17 protein-coding genes are annotated in these 16,408 nt (G+C 73.3%); 9 read left to right on the plus strand and 8 right to left on the minus strand.

All coding sequences use genetic code 11. The annotated features are described in order from the left end of the window. Window positions 1-24: 24 nt before the first annotated feature. Together V6U88_RS15390 and V6U88_RS15395 are read right to left on the minus strand one after the other, a co-directional pair. Complete coding sequence (locus tag V6U88_RS15390) at window positions 25-1,023, minus strand: phosphotransferase (RefSeq protein ID WP_334453578.1); 999 nt, start codon at window positions 1,021-1,023, stop codon at window positions 25-27. Window positions 1,024-1,081: 58 nt separating this feature from the next. Further along, entirely contained in the window at window positions 1,082-2,254 is a 1,173-nt protein-coding gene (locus V6U88_RS15395) for a thiolase family protein (protein ID WP_334453580.1), read from the minus strand. 102 nt (window positions 2,255-2,356) lie between these two features. Here V6U88_RS15395 and V6U88_RS15400 point away from each other — a divergent pair, with 102 nt between their 5' ends. Then, window positions 2,357-2,788 (plus strand): PH domain-containing protein, encoded by a 432-nt coding sequence (locus V6U88_RS15400; RefSeq protein WP_334453582.1) that lies wholly within the window; start codon window positions 2,357-2,359, stop codon window positions 2,786-2,788. 7 nt (window positions 2,789-2,795) lie between these two features. On the opposite strand, the gene V6U88_RS15405 is transcribed toward V6U88_RS15400, so the two are convergent. Both V6U88_RS15405 and V6U88_RS15410 read right to left on the minus strand, forming a co-directional pair. Further along, window positions 2,796-3,737, minus strand: coding sequence for a rhomboid family intramembrane serine protease (locus tag V6U88_RS15405; RefSeq protein ID WP_334453584.1), 942 nt, complete (start codon window positions 3,735-3,737; stop codon window positions 2,796-2,798). A gap of 27 nt (window positions 3,738-3,764) precedes the next feature. Beyond that, complete coding sequence (locus V6U88_RS15410; protein WP_334453586.1) at window positions 3,765-4,295, minus strand: peptidylprolyl isomerase; 531 nt, start codon at window positions 4,293-4,295, stop codon at window positions 3,765-3,767. An 84-nt stretch (window positions 4,296-4,379) separates the two neighbouring features. Here V6U88_RS15410 and V6U88_RS15415 point away from each other — a divergent pair, with 84 nt between their 5' ends. Then, window positions 4,380-5,213: a hypothetical protein gene (locus V6U88_RS15415; RefSeq protein ID WP_334453588.1), complete on the plus strand. Its 834-nt coding sequence runs from the start codon at window positions 4,380-4,382 to the stop codon at window positions 5,211-5,213. A 115-nt stretch (window positions 5,214-5,328) separates the two neighbouring features. On the opposite strand, the gene corA is transcribed toward V6U88_RS15415, so the two are convergent. From corA to V6U88_RS15430, 3 genes are all read right to left on the minus strand, one after another. After that, complete coding sequence (gene corA, locus V6U88_RS15420; RefSeq protein WP_334453590.1) at window positions 5,329-6,477, minus strand: magnesium/cobalt transporter CorA; 1,149 nt, start codon at window positions 6,475-6,477, stop codon at window positions 5,329-5,331. 449 nt (window positions 6,478-6,926) lie between these two features. Continuing rightward, the gene (locus V6U88_RS15425) at window positions 6,927-8,021 is read right to left on the minus strand and encodes an aminotransferase-like domain-containing protein (protein WP_334453591.1); all 1,095 of its coding nucleotides are present in this window, start codon (window positions 8,019-8,021) and stop codon (window positions 6,927-6,929) included. A 165-nt stretch (window positions 8,022-8,186) separates the two neighbouring features. Further along, window positions 8,187-8,576, minus strand: coding sequence for a CBS domain-containing protein (locus V6U88_RS15430; protein ID WP_334453592.1), 390 nt, complete (start codon window positions 8,574-8,576; stop codon window positions 8,187-8,189). A gap of 117 nt (window positions 8,577-8,693) precedes the next feature. Between V6U88_RS15430 and V6U88_RS15435 the strand changes: the two genes are divergently transcribed. The 5 genes from V6U88_RS15435 (at window position 8,694) to V6U88_RS15455 (ending at window position 12,222) form a co-directional block, all read left to right on the plus strand. Next, entirely contained in the window at window positions 8,694-8,903 is a 210-nt protein-coding gene (locus V6U88_RS15435) for a hypothetical protein (RefSeq protein ID WP_334453594.1), read from the plus strand. Then, window positions 8,900-9,670 (plus strand): hypothetical protein, encoded by a 771-nt coding sequence (locus tag V6U88_RS15440; protein WP_334453596.1) that lies wholly within the window; start codon window positions 8,900-8,902, stop codon window positions 9,668-9,670. The genes V6U88_RS15435 and V6U88_RS15440 overlap by 4 nt, the downstream gene beginning before the upstream one ends. Window positions 9,671-9,738: 68 nt before the next feature. Next, entirely contained in the window at window positions 9,739-10,470 is a 732-nt protein-coding gene (locus V6U88_RS15445; RefSeq protein WP_334453597.1) for a phosphocholine cytidylyltransferase family protein, read from the plus strand. Beyond that, the gene (locus V6U88_RS15450) at window positions 10,458-11,525 is read left to right on the plus strand and encodes an iron-containing alcohol dehydrogenase family protein (RefSeq protein WP_334453599.1); all 1,068 of its coding nucleotides are present in this window, start codon (window positions 10,458-10,460) and stop codon (window positions 11,523-11,525) included. Before V6U88_RS15445 ends, V6U88_RS15450 begins: the two co-directional genes overlap by 13 nt. Further along, window positions 11,500-12,222: a CDP-alcohol phosphatidyltransferase family protein gene (locus V6U88_RS15455; protein WP_334453600.1), complete on the plus strand. Its 723-nt coding sequence runs from the start codon at window positions 11,500-11,502 to the stop codon at window positions 12,220-12,222. The genes V6U88_RS15450 and V6U88_RS15455 overlap by 26 nt, the downstream gene beginning before the upstream one ends. A gap of 29 nt (window positions 12,223-12,251) precedes the next feature. Here the strand turns inward: V6U88_RS15455 and V6U88_RS15460 are convergent, their stop codons facing one another. Beyond that, complete coding sequence (locus tag V6U88_RS15460; protein ID WP_334453602.1) at window positions 12,252-13,508, minus strand: glycosyltransferase family 4 protein; 1,257 nt, start codon at window positions 13,506-13,508, stop codon at window positions 12,252-12,254. Window positions 13,509-13,644: 136 nt separating this feature from the next. Between V6U88_RS15460 and V6U88_RS15465 the strand changes: the two genes are divergently transcribed. Further along, window positions 13,645-14,505 (plus strand): Fpg/Nei family DNA glycosylase, encoded by an 861-nt coding sequence (locus V6U88_RS15465; RefSeq protein ID WP_334453604.1) that lies wholly within the window; start codon window positions 13,645-13,647, stop codon window positions 14,503-14,505. Between the two features lie 268 nt (window positions 14,506-14,773). Next, complete coding sequence (locus V6U88_RS15470) at window positions 14,774-16,345, plus strand: sugar transferase (RefSeq protein ID WP_334453972.1); 1,572 nt, start codon at window positions 14,774-14,776, stop codon at window positions 16,343-16,345. Window positions 16,346-16,408: the final 63 nt, after the last annotated feature.

A 16,408-nucleotide genomic window follows, 5' to 3' on the forward strand; every position in this document is an offset into this window, starting at 1 on the left:
ATTCGCGCCGACCACCGCGGACGGTCACACCGGCAGGGGCGCGAACAGCTCCCCGAGCCAGCCGGGCACCGCCTCGGCGTACTCGGCGCGGGCCGGGTCGGAGGTGACCAGGGCGCGCTGCCAGGAGAGTGCCCGGCTGACCGTGGTCACCCGCATCGCCAGCTCGGCGGCCTCGCGCAGCGCGGCCCGGTCGTACCGGTCGGTCCACGCCTCCAGGTACGCGTCCCGCAGCCGCAGCAGCGCCGGGTCGTCGGCGGCCAGTTTCCCGGCGTACGCCACGGAGCGGAGCGTCACCAGCAGCGTGCCGAAGGGGTGGGCGACGGAGGCGTCGCCCCAGTCGAAGAAGCGGTACCCGTCGGGGGCCACGAAGGCGTTGCCGTCGTGCAGGTCGTCGTGCTGGATGCTCGGCGGCACCCCGAAGTCCGCCAGCCGCCGGCAGAGCGTCTCGAACTCCCCCCGGTACGCCCGCAGCCGGCCGTGCAGCTCCGGTTCCAGCCCGCCCTCCGCGCCGAGCAGCAGCGCCTCCTCGTCGTCCAGCAGCACCTCGAACCGCCGCGGCATCTCCTCCGGGCGGTGGTCGGGCACCCCGAGGGCGAGCAGCCGCTGCGCGTGCGGCGCGACGGTGAGCTGGAGCGCAGCGTACCCGGGCAGCAGCCGCTCCCAGCGGGTCAGGTCCGGCTCGGCGGCGAGCGTGTCCCGCAGGCTCGGGCCGCCGTCGGGCAGCAGGGACCAGCCGCGCCCGGCGTCCACGGCGATCGGGTCGAGCACCCGGCCCGGGGTGAGCCGGGCCAGCTCGGCCAGGAGCGCCGCCTCGTGCCGGGTGCCCGGGTTGTTGGCCTTGAACCAGACGTCCCCGCTGTCGGTGGGCACCCGCCACACCAGGGACCAGGGCCGGACCCGGGGTTCCACCGGGCCGGTCACCCGGCGGCTCTGCCGGCCGAGCCGATCGGCCACCCAGTCCAGGGCGGTCGCCTGCCAGTGCGGGTCGGCCCAGTCGGCCCGGGGCGTCGAGGTCTCGGTCACGCCGGGAATCTAGGGCGTCGCCGGTCCCGCCGTCACGCGTATTCCGCCCGCGCGAGCGTCAGAGCAGCTCGACGATGGTGGCGTTGGCCATGCCGCCGCCCTCGCACATGGTCTGCAGGCCGTACCGGATGCCGTTGTCCCGCATGTGCTGGAGCATCGTCGTCATGATCCGGGCGCCACTGGCGCCGAGCGGGTGGCCGAGGGCGATCGCGCCGCCGCGCGGGTTGAGCCGCTCCGGGTCCGCCTCGGTCTCCGCCAGCCAGGCCAGCGGGACCGGGGCGAACGCCTCGTTCACCTCGTACACCCCGATCTCCTCGATGCCCAGCCCCGCGCGGCGCAGCGCCTTCGCGGTGGCCGGGATCGGCGCGGTGAGCATGGTGACCGGGTCGTCGGCGGCGACCACGGCGGTGTGGATGCGGGCCAGCGGCCGCAGGCCGTGCCGGCTGGCCCACTCGCTGGTGGTGACGGCGAGCGCGGCCGCGCCGTCGGAGATCTGCGATGCGGACCCGGCGGTGACCACGCCGTCGGCGCGGAACGGGGTCTTCAGCTCGCCGAGCTTCTCCAGCGAGGTGTCCCGGCGGATGCCCTCGTCGGCGGCGAACTTGCCGCCGTCGGCGAGCGCCACCGGGGCCAGCTCGGGGTCGAACGCGCCGGCGTCCTGCGCGGCGGCCGCCTTCTCGTGGCTGGCCAGGGCGAACTCGTCGAGCTGGGTACGGGAGAAACGCCAGCGCGCGGCGATCAGCTCGGCACCCACGCCCTGGTTGAACGGCAGCGGCTGGTCGTCGGCGAAGCCCTCCACGCCCCGGTAACGGTCGCGGAGCTGGTCGCTGAACGGCATCCCGCCGCCCACGCTGGAGCCCATCGGCACCCGGGTCATCGACTCGACGCCACCGGCGACCACCAGGTCGGCCTGGCCGGAGGCGACCGCGGCGGCGGCGAAGTGCAGCGCCTGCTGGCTCGACCCGCACTGCCGGTCCAGGGTGGTGCCGGGCACCGACTCGGGCCAGCCGGCGGCGAGCACGCCGTTGCGGGCGATGTTCCAGGACTGCTCGCCGACCTGGGACACGCAGCCCCAGACCACGTCGTCGACCTGGCCGGGCTCGATGCCGGTGCGCTCGGCGAGGGCGCGCAGCACGTGCGCCGAGAGGTCGACCGGGTGCACGGTGGCCAAGCTGCCCTTGCGCCGCCCGACCGGGGTCCGTACCGCGCCGACGATGACTGCGTCACTCATATCTACTCCCCGGTAACCTGGCTGCCGTCGATACTACGTCCTCCGGAGGCCGCTGTCGTCCGCCCCCGGGAGCGGGCCGCGTCCGGCTGGCATGCTGGACCCGTGCAGCCTCCATCGTCCCCATCCCACCAGTGGCGGGTGCCACCGGCCCTGCCGGTGGTGAAGCTGGTCGGCGCGGTCGCGCTGGTCGCGCTCGGCCTGCTGCTCTCCGACGATGACCCGGTCCAGGTGGCGCTGACCGTGGCGGTCGCCGCCGGCCTGCTCGGCTGGGCGCTGCGCGACCTGCTCGCCCCGGTCCGGCTCGCCGCCGACCCGGCGGGGGTCACCGTCATCCACGGGTACGCCGGCCGCCGCCACCTGCCGTGGCAGGTCGTCGAGGCGATCACGGTGGACCGGCGGACCCGGCTCGGGCTCTCCACCGAGACCCTGGAGATCGACGCCGGGGAGTCGCTGCACATCTTCGGCCGGTACGACCTGGACGCCCCGCCGGACGAGGTGGCCGAGACGCTGCGGGCGGTGCGGGCCGCCCACTGAGCAGCGGCTAGCCGGTCAGCGCGACGGTGCGGACCAGCACCAGGCCGAGCAGCGCCACCAGGATCACGGCCGTGCCGGCGGACTGGAAGAACGACCGGCGCATCCGCGGCGCGTACGCCATCACCCAGCCCATCGCCGCGCCGGTGACCAGGCCGCCGAGGTGCCCCGGGACGGAGATGTTCGGCACGGTGAAGGTGAAGATCAGGTTGATCACCAGGATCGGCACGATCGCCGAGGTGTCCCGGCCCAGCCGGCGCATGATCACGAAGACGGCGGCGAAGAGCCCGAAGATCGCGGTGGACGCGCCGGCCGTCGGCGCGTCCGGGTCGCTGAACAGGTAGGCCGCGACGTTGCCGCCGAGCCCGGCGACCAGATAGAGGGTGAGGAAGCGCAGCGGCCCGAGCAGCGCCTCCAGGTCCCGGCCGAGCACCCAGAGCGCCCACATGTTCAGCAGCAGGTGCACCAGGCCGTAGTGCAGGAACATCGCGGTGACCAGGCGGTACCACTCGCCGGTGGCGACGCCCTCCACCGGGAACTGCGGCGGCCACTGCGCGAGCACCGCGCCCCACTGGGTCAGTGGGGTACCCCCGCCGAGCAGCCCGCCCAGGCCGGAGCCGCCGGCCATCGAGTCGCCGCCCCGGTCGCTGAGGATCGACAGCACCATGGCCAGCACGTTCAACGCGATCAGGGTGCGGGTGACGAGGCCGCGTCGGCCGGCGGCACCGCCACCGAAGGCGGTACGCGCCGGCCGTACGCTGCGGCGTCCCTCGTTCACGCACTCCGGGCACTGGTGGCCGACGGAGGCCTCCCGCATGCACTCCGGACAGATCGGCCGGTCGCAGCGGGTGCAGCGGACGTACGTCTCCCGGCCGGGGTGGCGGTAGCAGACCGGAGTGGTCGGCACCGGCCCACCGGGGGCGTCGCCGGCCGGCCCGGGGCGTTCAGTCATGCGTGCAAAGGTACCTCGCCCGGGCGATCAGGCCGGGGTGCGCTCGATCTCGACCCGCTCGATCACGACGTCCTGCAGCGGCCGGTCGCTCGGGCCGGTCGGGGTGTTCGCGATCGCGTCCACGACCTTCGCCGACTGCTCGTCGGCGACCTGGCCGAAGATGGTGTGCCGGTTGTTCAGGTGCGGGGTCGGCGACACCGTGATGAAGAACTGCGAGCCGTTGGTGCCCGGCCCGGCGTTCGCCATCGCCAGCAGGTACGGCCGGTCGAAGCGCAGCTCCGGGTGGAACTCGTCGCCGAACTTGTAACCCGGGCCACCCCGGCCGGTGCCGGTCGGGTCACCCATCTGGATCATGAAGCCGCTGATCACCCGGTGCGAGATGGTGCCGTCGTAGTACGGCCCGCTGCCCGGCTGACCCGTCCGCGGGTCGGTGTACTCCTTGTTGCCCTCCGCCAGGTCGACGAAGTTGCGGACCGTCTTCGGAGCGTGGTTTCCGAAGAGCTCCAGCCGGATCGGGCCAGCGTTGGTGTGCAAGGTGGCGTAGACAGCCTCGGCCACGGGTACTCCTCACTCGTTGGTCAGTTCCATGCGGATCCTCCCATGTGCCCGATCTGGCAGTGCGGAGGCATCCGAAGGTGGAGGATGACGAAGGAACAACTCCCAGGAGGTGGGACCGTGTTTGGAATCGGGCGGCGCAAGACCCAGGGGCAGCTCGCGAAGGCCGAGCTCAACCAGGGCATCGGTCACCTGAGGCAGGCCGCCACGTACGCGGCGAAGGGTGCCGGTGCCACGGTGGGGCCGCGGGTGCAGGCGGCTCGTGGCGTCGTCGCGCCGACCGCCGTCGTCGTGCGGGACCGGGCGTCCAGCGGTTTCGCGTCGACGGTCGCGGCGCTCGCGCCGCTGGCCCTGGCCGTCCGCAACGCCCAGGCGCAGACGGCGGGCAAGGTCGTGACCGGCCGCAAGGCCGCCGCCGCCAAGCAGGCGGCGATGAGCAAGAAGGCGAAGGCCAAGAACCTGAAGGCCGCGAAGAAGAAGCAGAAGAAGAGCGGGTCGATGATGACCGGCCTGCTGGCCGCGGGCGCGGTCGCCGGCGTGGCCGGCGCGATGGCCATGCGCCGCCGCCGCGAGCAGCAGGAGTGGGCCGAGTACGACCCGACCCAGGGCGTGGAGACGATCCGCGACGAGGTGGACACCCTGGTCGTGGAGACGCCGTCCGCGAACGGAGGCAAGGTGACCGATTCGTCCACGATGTCCAGCGGCGCCGGCACGGCCGGTGGCCCCACCGGTGCGGGCAGCTCGGCGGTGGCCGGCGGCGACAGCGCCTCGACGACCACCCCCGGGACCCAGCCGGTGATCCACCCCAACGACAAGGTCCCCTCGGTCGCCGAGGGTGCCAAGGACGTCTCCGGTCGACCGGCGGACGACCTCGGCAAGGCGCTCGGCAAGAACGGCGCCAAGTCCAGCACCCGTCGCTGAGCAGGCGGATCGCCGGTGGCGCGGGAGGCTGCTCCCGCGCCACCGGCGTGTCCGGGGTCGGCCACCGCGCCGGCCCGTCACCGGCGGCGGCCGGTCCGGGAGGTCGGGGTCGGGGTCAGAGCCAGCCGTTGCGGCGGAACCAGCGGTACAGCGCGAGCGAGATGGCGAGCATCAGGGCCAGCACGCCCGGATAGCCGTACGTCCACTTCAGCTCGGGCATGTTCTCGAAGTTCATCCCGTAGACCCCGGCGAACGCGGTCCAGACGGCCGCGATGGCGGCCCAGGCGGCGATCTTGCGCATGTCGTTGTTCTGGTCGACGGTGACCTGCGCCAGGCGCGCCTGGAGGATCGAGTTGAGCAGGTCGTCGTAGGAGTTGACCTGCTCAACGGTGCGGCTGAGGTGGTCCAGCACGTCCCGGAAGTAGCGCCGCACCTCCTCCGGCACCTCCCGGTTGACCTGTGCGGTGAGGGTCAGCAGCGGCCGCTGCAGCGGGCTCACCGCCCGCTTGAACTCCACCAGCTCCCGCTTCATCTGGTAGATCCGCTGGATCCGGCCGGTGCTCTGCCGGTCGAAGACGTCGGCCTCCAGCACGTCCAGGTCGTCCTCCAGCTGGTCGGCCACCTCCAGGTAGAGGTCCACCACCCGGTCCGTGATCGCGTACGCCACGGCCCACGGGCCGTGCAGCAGCAGCTCCCGCTTGGCCTCCAGGTCGGCCCGGACCGGGGCGAGCCGGCAGGCGTCGCCGTGCCGGACGCTGATCAGGAAGTTCGGCCCGATGAAGAGCATCACCTGGCCGGTCTCGACCACCTCCGAGTTCTCGGTCAGCTCCGCGTGCTCGCAGTAGCGGGCCGTGCGCAGCACCAGGAAGCTCACCTCGCCGAAGCGCTCCAGCTTCGGGCGCTGCTGGGCCTTGACCGCGTCCTCGACCGCCAGCTCGTGCAGGCCGTACGTCTCGGCGATGGCGGTCATCTCGGCCAGCTCCGGCTCGTGCAGCCCGAGCCAGACGAAACCGTTGCGCTCCGCGCGGGCGGCCTCCAGCGCGTCGGCGTAGTGCCACTGGCCGGGCCGGCGTTCCCCGTCGACGTAGAGGCCGCAGTCGACGACGCCGCTGCGTCCCGGCCCCGCCGGCGCCGGGATGCGGGGGGTGCCGTCGGCGTTGAGGATGCGGGACATCGCGCGGACCGGCGCCGCCCACGCGCGAGGGCTGAGCACCCGGCCGGCCTGCTGGTTCGTCGACCGCTCCCGCTGGACCCGGTCCGTCATGGCGTCCCCCTCCCCACGCTGCTGCGGCTTGCAGGCTACGCCCCCACCGGCCGTGCGGACCCTGCGCCGGTGGCGCCGCCCGCCGCCGGTCGACCTGCCGCTGCACCGCCGGAGATCATCGGGTTCGGTGCTGGTCCGCCCCCGTGTCAGCGGTCACACGCCACGGCCGGAGGCCGGCCGGCACCCGGGTGCAAGAGCATGCAACGGGGGTGGCGCCGGGCGGGCCGCGCCGCGTTTCAGGGGGGTGAGGGGGCGACACGGCCCACCCGACGCCGGTGGGGGCGGGGGTGATGCGCAGCGGCGTCGCCCGCGTACGGGTGGCGCGGCCGGTTGGCCTCGGCCGCGTGGGCAGGTGAGCGACGCTCGCAGCATTGTGAGCCGCCGGCCGGCCCGAGGGGTGCCCCGAGCCGGCCGGCATCGCCAGATTGTCGGAAACCCGACAGATATTTTCAGCCCCGGACGGCGGCCACGGCCTCCGCGAGCCGGCGGACACCCTCGTCGATCCGGTCCGCGGTGACGGCGGAGAAGGCCAGCCGGAGCGCGTGCCGCCCGCCGTCGACCATGAAGTCGCTGCCCTTGACCACGGCGACGCCCCGCTCGGCGGCGGCTGGCGCGAGCCGGGCCACGTCCACGTCCGCCGGGAACTCCACCCAGAGGAAGTAGCCCCCGTCCGGCTCCACGAAGCTGGCCTCGGGGAGGTGCCGGCGCAGCGACTCGGCGAGCACCCGGGCCCGCTCGCCGAGGGCGGTCGACACGGTCTCGATCGACCGCTCGATGTCCCCGGAGACGCAGAACTGGTGCACGATCGCCTCGGAGACCATGCCGGGCGAGATGTAGAGACTGGTCGCCTTCTTGGCGATGTCGGCGATCAGGTCCGCCGGCCCGACCAGGTAGCCGACCCGGACGCCCGGGCAGACCGTCTTGGTGAAGCTGGAGGCGTGCACCACCACGTTGCGGGTGTCCAGCGAGAGCATCGACGGCAGCGCCTCGCCCCGGAACCGGATGTCGGCGTACGGGTCGTCCTCGAAGATCGTGAACTCGTACTCGGCGGCCAGGTCGAGCAGCTCGTGGCGCTTCTCCAGCGAGAGCGTCACGCCGGCCGGGTTCTGGTAGTTCGGGATGACGTGCGCCAGCCGGGGCCGCACCCCGGACTCCAGCAGCTTGCGCAGCTCGGCGGTGTCCAGGCCGTCCGGCTGGATCGACACGCCGTGGATCTCGCCGCCCATCCGCTGGAGGTTGAGCAGGGTGCGGTCGTACGTGGGGCGCTCCACCACCACCGCGTCGCCACGGCGCACCAGGTGGTCGAAGAGGAAGGCGTCCGCCTGGAGCGAGCCGTTGGTGATCAGCACCTGATCCGCCTCGACGCCGTGCTTCTCGGCGATCCACTTCCGCAGGGGCGGGTACCCGACGGAGGTGCCGTACGCCGTGATCCCGGCGGGGTCGGCGTCGAAGGCACGGACGGCGGCTGCCTTGAGCCCCTCGACATCCACGATGTCCAGCGAGGGAGCTCCACGGGCGAACGAGATCAGCTGCTCGGCGGTCATGCGCACGAGCCTAGGGCCTGTCCCGCCCGCTCCGACCGGCATACACGCCAAGTTCAACATGCGGGCAGATGATCGCCCGGCGGATGTGAGCCGAACTCTCGTCGGCGAGGAGTTTCGGCCGGTCAGGGGCCGCCGCGACAGGTGCGGACGACCCCCGGCCGGAGGTCAGCCCACCGCGAGTCGCTGCTGCGACCAGACCCGCATGAGGTCGCGCACGGAGATCACCCCGGCCACCTCCCGACCGTCGAACACCACCAGGTGGCGGAACCCGCCCCGGGCCATCGCCGCGGCCGCCTCCTCCACCGTCCAGTCCGGACCGGCGTAGACGACGTCCCAGCTCACGTGTGCTCTGGTCCGCTCCACGTCGCAGTCGAGCCCGGCCCCGATCGCGTTGAGCACGTCACGTTCGGTCATGATGCCGACCCCTTCGGAGTCCGGGTCGATCACCACCGCCGAGCCGACCCGACGGGCCGACATCATCTGAGCGGCCTGCCGGAGCGTGTGCTCCGGACCGACCATGAGCACCTGGTTGGACATGGCTTCCCGAACCTGCATCACGCATCACCCCTTTGGGACGGCGGCACCGGGTACACCCACATGGTGGGCCCACGTGGCAGATCGGGACAAGACCGGGCATCGGCGCGACCGGTGCCCGCTCGCTACTGTCGAGGCGTGCCCCCCGCCCCTCTCCGCTGCGCAGGCGCCCTGACCGCCGACCACGACGGCCGCCTCCTCCTCCGGCACCGGCCTCCCGAGCGGAGCCTTTCTCCCAAACCCTGGGACATCATCGACGACCATCCGGGACCGGGCGAGGGCGTCGTCACCGCGCTGGACGACCGCCCGCACGCCTTCGCCGCCGCGCTGCGGTCGACCCGTACGTGAACTCCGGCGTCGAGCTGGCGCCACACCGGTTCGCCGGGCTGGTCGCCCCGGCGGTCGACCGGACCTTCGTCGCCGGCATGCTCGCCGGCCGCGACGGCGGCGGCGCCGAACTGAGCCAGCGGTACGGCGGGCCGGCCGCCACCGGCTTCCTGGTCGAGTTCCGCACCCGGCTCGCCGCGCCGGGCGGCGCGGTCGACGGGGCGGGCTTCGCCGCCGTCACCCGCTACCGGGACCCGGCCACCTGCCAGCGAGCCCTGGACAAACAGGTGGCGCACGGCATGATCGTCCGCCGGCCGGACGGCGGCTTCGCCGCCACCGAGCGCGGCGCCGACTTCCTCACCGAGATCTACCAGGTGCACGGCGAGGTCACCGAGGAGCTGTGGGCCGGGCACGACGACCGGGTGCTGCGGCTGGCCGAGGCGTTCGGGCGGCTGCTGGCGTACGCGCTGCTGCTGGCCGGGGAGCCGGACGCCGAGCCGGGGCCGGCGTTCGCCACCATGGCCCCGCCGTACGAGCCGGACGGCACGCCGCCCGGGGTGCTCCTGCTGAACCGGCTCGGCACGCTGCGTTACCACCGGGCCGACGCGCACGCCGCCGCGTGGACCGCCGCCGGGCACACCGCGTCGAGCGTCAGCGAGCTGCCCGAGGGGCCGGAACGGCAGGCGATCGAGCTGGAGACCGACCGCCGGGCGGCCGGCCCGTACGCGGCGCTCACCGCCGAGGAGCGGCTGGCGGTCCTGGCCGACCTGGCCGCCCTGCCCGGTTGACGACGGGTCCACCGTCACGCGGGGCTATCCTCCACGGTGACCTGGAGTCGTACGAGGGAGGACCCCGCATGATCGGGATGGTGCTCGCGGCCGGTGCGGGGCGCCGACTGCGCCCGTACACCGACACCCTGCCCAAGGCGCTGGTGCCGGTGGACGGTGAGACCACCATCCTGGACATCGCGCTGCGCAACCTCGCCGAGGTCGGGCTCACCGAGATCGTCATCGTGGTCGGGTACGCCGCCGACGCGGTCCGGGAGCGGCAGGCGGCGCTGGAGGAGCGCTACGGCGTCCGGCTCACCCTCGTGCACAACGACAAGGCCGAGGAGTGGAACAACGCGTACTCGCTCTGGCTGGCCCGGGAGCACTTCGCCCGGGGCGTGCTGCTGGTCAACGGCGACACCGTGCACCCGGTGAGCGTGGAGAAGACCCTGCTCGCCGAGCGCGGCCCGGGCATCCTGCTGGCCGTCGACAACATCAAGGCGCTGGCCGAGGAGGAGATGAAGACCACCTTCGACGCCGCCGGCCAGCTCACCCGGATCACCAAGCTGATGGACCCGGGCGAGGCGTACGGGGAGTACATCGGCGCGACCCTGATCGAGCCGCAGGTGGCCGACGCGCTCGCCGACGCCCTGGAGGCGACCTGGCGGCGTGACCCGAACCTCTACTACGAGGACGGCTACCAGGAGTTCGCCGACCGGGGCGGCGAGGTGCGGGCGGCGCCGATCGGCGACGTCTCCTGGGTCGAGGTGGACAACCACGCCGATCTCGCCCGGGCGCGGGAGATCGCATGCCGCTACTAGCCCGTACGGTGCTCACCCCGCTGCACATCGACGTGCGACGGGGGGCGGTGGCCGACCTCGCCGCGATCCTCGCCGACGGGCGGATCTCCGCCGGTGGCGACGTGGCGGTGGTGGTGGGTCCCGGCCAGGGCGAGCAGATCGCCGAGTTGATCCGCCCGTCGCTGCGGTCGGCGGACGTGTTCACCGTCGCCGGTGGCACCCTCGACTCCGCCGACGACCTGGGCGGCAAGCTCCGGGCCCGCTCGTACGACGCGGTCGTCGGCATCGGCGGCGGCAAGACGATAGACGTCGCCAAGTACGCGGCCACCCGGCGCGGACTTCCCATGGTCACCGTGGCCACCAGCCTGGCCAACGACGGGATCGCCTCCCCGGTCGCCAGCCTGATCAGCGAGGGGATCAAGGGCTCCTACGGGGTGCACATCCCGATCGCGGTCATCGTCGACCTGGACTTCGTGGAGAGCGGCCCGGAACGGCACAACCGGGCGGGCATCGGCGATGCGGTGAGCAACATCAGCGCGCTGGCCGACTGGGAGCTGGCCCGGCAGGTCCGGGGCGAGCCGGTGGACGGGCTGGCCGCCTCGCTGGCCCGGATGGGCGCCGAGGCGGTGCTCAACCACCCGGGTGACATGGCCGACGACGCCTTCGTCACCGTGCTCGCCGAGGCGCTGATCTCCAGCGGCCTGGCGATGGCGGTCTGCGGCACCAGCCGGCCGGCCAGCGGTGGCTGCCACGAGATCATGCACGCCGTCGACGCGCTCTTCCCCGACACCGCCTCGCACGGTGAGCTCGCCGGGCTCGGGGCGCTGTTCTGCACCTGGCTGCGCGGCGACGGGCGGCGCTTCGCGGAGATGTCGGCCTGCCTGGCCCGGCACCAGCTGCCCCGCCTCCCCGCCGACGTGGGGCTGACCGACGACCAGTTCGTCGAGGCGGTGCAGTTCGCGCCGCGTACCCGGCCGGACCGCTACACCATCCTCGAACACCTGGCGATGTCGCCTTCCGAGACGCGGGAGCGACTGGCAGACTACGCCGGTGCAATCCGCGACCACTGTGGTTGAGCCCCGTCCCACCGTCGCCGACTTCCACCGGGTCAACCGGGGTGGCGGCCTGTTCAGCGAGTCGGTCAGCCAGTGGCTGGGCGCCGTGTTCGCGCTGGTCGCCCAGCGCCTCGGGCTGCGCCCGACCGCGCTGACCATCACCAACCTGGTGCTCGGGCTGGCCGCCTCGGTGACCGTGGTGGCGCTCGCCGACCGGGTCGCCGCGGGCGACGTACCGGCCTGGGTGGTCGGGTTGGCGGCGCTGGTCGGCTGGCAGGTCGCGTACGCGCTGGACTGCGCCGACGGTCAGCTCGCCCGGGTGACCGGGCAGGGCAGCGCGGCGGGCGCCCGGGTGGACGTGCTCTGCGACGTGGCCGCCCAGATCGCGCTGGTGGCCGCCCTGGCGGCAACCGCCGTGGCGCAGCGGCCGGAGACGCCGACCTGGCTGGTGGCGGCCTTCGCCGGCACCTGGATGGTCAACCTGGTGACCTCGGTGATGCAGTCCGGCCCGAACGCCGCCAGCATGGTCACCTCGACCTCGCTGCCGGTACGCCTGATGAAGCTGATCCGCGACTACGGCGCGGTGATCTTCGTGGCCGCGCTGGTGCTGATGGTCGCCCCGGCCCTCACCTTCTGGGTGATCGTCGCCTTCACGATCGTCAACGGCGGCTTCCTCCTGGCCAGCATCGCCTTCTCCGCCCGCGCCTCCCTCCGCTGACCCCTTCCCCGCCCCCTCGCCCCCGCGGGTCAGGGGTGGGTGAGGGAGGTGTAGATGTCGAGGAGGCGCTTGGTGACCACGTCGGGGTGGAAGGTCTGCTCGTAGCGGAGCCGGGCCGGTCCCGACAGTGCGGCGGCGTTCGCCCGGGCGACCGGGAGGGCGGCGGCCATCGCGGCGGGCTCCGGCGGGACCACCCAGCCGGCGGTACCGGGGACCACGCCGGCGGGCAGCGGCGCAACGCCCGCGCCGGGGACGGCGGAGGCGATCTCGGCCGGCCCGGTGCCGGCGGGCTCGCGGGGACCGTCCGCCCCGACCAGGTACGGGATGCCGCCGAGCGCCGTGCCGAGCACCGGCCGGCCGCTGGCCAGCGCCTCGATGATCACGGTCGGCAGGACGTCGTGCCACATGGAGGCGGCGATCACCACCGCGCTCGCCTCGACCGCGGCGCGCACCCCGGCCCGGTCGAGCTGACCCAGGTAGACCACGTCGGCGCGTTCCGCGGCGGCGGCCTCGACCAGCGGCCGCAGCTCGCCGTCCCCGGCGACGCGCAGCGTGCCCAGCGCGCCGACCGGGTGCCGGCGCCACGCCTGCAGCAGCAGGTCGAGGCCCTTCTCCGGGGTGAGCCGGGCCATGTAGAGGAACCCGTCGCCGAGCGGGGCCGGCCGGCCCGGGTCCGGCACGGCGTTGGGCTTGACCACGATCCGCTCGTCCGGGATGCCGTAGTCCCGCAGGTGGTCGGCGATCGCCGAGGTCAGCGCGATGAACCGGTCGACGGAGCGCCAGGTGCCCCGGTGCACGGCAAGGGTGGTCGCCATCAGCGCGCTCTGCGCCCGGGAGTTGCGGTAGCAGCGGTGCACGATCGCCGGCACGCCCAGCGCCCGGCCCTTGCAGTCCTGGCAGATCATCCCGTCGCGGAAGTAGATCCCGGAGGAGCAGACCTGCCGGTAGTTGTGCACCGTCTGCACCACCGGCACGCCGTGCCGGTGCGCGGTGCGCACCACCCAGGGCGAGATCAGCGGGTACGGGTTGTGCAGGTGCAGCACGTCGGGGCGGCGCTCGGTGAGCAGCCGGCCGAGGTCCTCCTGGGCGCGCGGGGCCCAGATCGGGGAGATCGGCAGCAGCGCCTTGGCCGCCTTCGACATCGACGGGATCTCGTCCGAGCTGCGGATGAACGGCAGCACCTCGACGCCGGCCTCGGTGAGCTGGGCGATCTCCGAGTCGACCATGGTGTTCTCGCCGGAGGGCTGGGCCTCCCGGTACCGGTTGTGCGCCACCACGATTCTCACGGAGCTCGCCTCTCGTTCGCGACTGTGCCGCGCTCTGCCCGCGGCTGCGGGGCTGGCGAGCTCACTCCTCGCGCTCGCGGCGGGGAGTCGCAAGCTCGTTCCTCGCGCCCACGGGAAAGAAGGCTACCGTTGGAACGTGCCCGAACTACCGGAGGTGGAGGCGCTCGCGGGTTACCTGCGTGAGCGCGCGGTGGGGCGGCGGATCGACCGGGTCGAGGTCGCCGCGATCAACGCCCTGAAGACGTACGACCCGGCGCCCTCGGCGCTGTCGGGCCGGGCGGTGGTGGACGCCGGCCGGCACGGCAAGTTCCTCGACGTGGTCGTCGACGGCGGCCTGCACCTGGTGGTGCACCTGGCCCGGGCGGGCTGGCTGCACTACCGGGAGGCCTTCCCGTCGACCGCTCCGCTGCGCCCCGGCAAGGGTCCGGTCGCCCTGCGGGTCCGCCTCGACGACGGCTCCGGCTTCGACCTGACCGAGGCCGGCACCCAGAAGAAGCTGGCCGTGTACCTGGTGACCGACCCGGCGCAGGTGCCCGGGGTGGCGAAGCTGGGTCCGGACGCCCTCGGCGCCGACCTGGCGACCTTCGGCGAGCGGCTGCGCAGCCGACGGGGGCAGGTCAAGGGGGTGCTGACCGACCAGTCGGTGCTCGCGGGCGTCGGCAACGCGTACTCCGACGAGATCCTGCACGCGGCGAAGCTCTCGCCGTTCACGATCACCGACCGGCTCACCGACGATCAGGTCGCCGCGCTGCACACGGCGACCCGGGCGGTGCTCGGCGACGCGGTCCGCCGCTCGCTGGGGCAGCGGGCGGCGGAGCTGAAGGGCGAGAAGCGCTCCGGGCTCAAGGTGCACGCCCGCACCGGCCTGCCCTGCCCGGTCTGTGGCGACACCGTGCGCGAGGTGTCCTTCGCCGATTCGAGCCTGCAGTACTGCCCGACCTGCCAGACCGGCGGCAAGCCGCTCGCTGACCGTCGGTTGTCCCGCCTCGTACGGTGAGTAACGACACTCGGTGACTACGGAGAGGAATCGTCCCGAGCGCGTGGAACCTGCCCGTCCGCGCCTCTACCGGGGCCGCCATCCATCGGTATAGTGGCTCGGTCCCCGGCTTCGAAAACTGACGTGGAGTCGGCCGGATCCCTGCTGGCGATACCAGACGCAATGTCCTTCGGGTCAGCGTCCGGCCGATTGGCAGCGTGGGAGACTGGAACGGTGGGCGACTCGGGCCCCTCACGGCGAGTGAGCGGCGCGTGTCATGCGGGAGGACATGGGTGAGGTGACGACAAGCCTCCAGCGCCCGGTAACCAACACAGGCCGGAGCAAACTCGTGCGGCACGTCGACAGCTTCGAGATCCAGCCGCCGACACCGCCGTCGCACAACGGCGTCCCCCGATCGGCGTGGGCGCGGGCCCGTCGCCGGGTGTCGCGCTGGCACCGGCCGTACACCGTCGCTCTGCTGCTGCTCGACTTCGCCGCCGTGATGCTGGCCGACTGGATGGCCCAGGAGGCGTTCGGCCAGGCGCGGGCGGGCTTCTACAACGCCCAGGAGGACCCCACCTGGTTCTACACGGTGGCGTTCCTGCTGCTGCCGCTCGGCTGGGTGGTCATCCTCTGGGGCAACCGCGCCTACGACCGGCGCTATCTCGGCCTGGGGCCGGACGAGTTCAAGCGGGTCATCCGGGGTGGGGTGGCGGTCGCCGCGACGGTCTCCTTCATCGCGTTCGCCACCAAGACGGACCTCTCCCGTTACACCGTCGGATTCGCCCTGCTCGGGGCGTTGACGCTGGTGCTGACCGGCCGGTTGACCGCCCGCTTCCTGCTGCACGCCGTGCGCCGCCGGGCCGGGCACGCCGGGCACCGGATGGTGCTGGTCGGCACGCTGCCGGAGTGCCTGGAGGTCTACACCGCGGTCACCCGAAACCCGGGCGCCGGCCTGGTGCCGGTCGCCATCCACATCACCGACGGGTACGCCGCCGCCCGGGGCATCCAGACCCCGGTCCCGGTGTACGCCGGCCGGGACGTCCTCGCCCTGGTCCGCGAGGTCGGCGGCGACACCATCGCGGTCTGCGGGTCGGCCAGCGCCGAGCCCGGCGAGCTGCGCCGGCTGGCCTGGCAGCTGGAGGGCTCCGGCGTCGACCTGGTGGTCGCCCCGCAGCTGACCGACATCGCCGGCCCGCGGGTGCACATCCGCCCGATCGAGGGCCTGCCGCTGCTGCACGTCGAGGAGCCGACCCTGTCGGGCCCGGCGCTGCTGATGAAGAGCCTGATGGACCGGGCTGCCGCCGGGCTGGGCCTGCTGCTGCTGCTGCCGGTCTTCGCGGCCATCGCCCTGGCGATCCGGATCTCCGACCCCGGGCCGGTCTTCTTCCGGCAGCCCCGGGTGGGCCACGAGGGCCGCACCTTCCGGGTCTGGAAGTTCCGCACCATGTACGTCGACGCCGAGGATCGGCTGGCCGGGCTGGTCGACCAGAACGAGACCGACGGCATGCTGTTCAAGATGAAGCAGGACCCCCGGGTCTTCCCGGTGGGCCGCTTCCTGCGCGCCTCCTCGCTGGACGAGCTGCCCCAGCTGATCAACGTGCTCTGGGGGGAGATGTCGCTGGTCGGGCCGCGTCCGCTGCCCGCCGACGACGGTGACTTCCTGGGCGACGTTCGGCGCCGGCTGCTGGTCCGGCCGGGCATGACCGGGCTGTGGCAGGTCTCCGGCCGCTCCGACCTCTCCTGGGACGAGGCGGTCCGGCTGGACCTCTACTACGTCGACAACTGGTCGCTGGCGTACGACCTGAGCATCCTGTGGCGGACCGTCGGCGTGGTGCTGGCCCGCAAGGGCGCGTACTAGCGGCTCGGCGCCAAAGGAGGCCCGGCCGGGGCTTGGCGTGGCGGCCCGCAGCGGCAAGGATCG

Origin of the sequence: Micromonospora sp. CPCC 205739, from assembly GCF_036906795.1 — a bacterium.
GTDB lineage: Bacteria > Actinomycetota > Actinomycetes > Mycobacteriales > Micromonosporaceae > Micromonospora.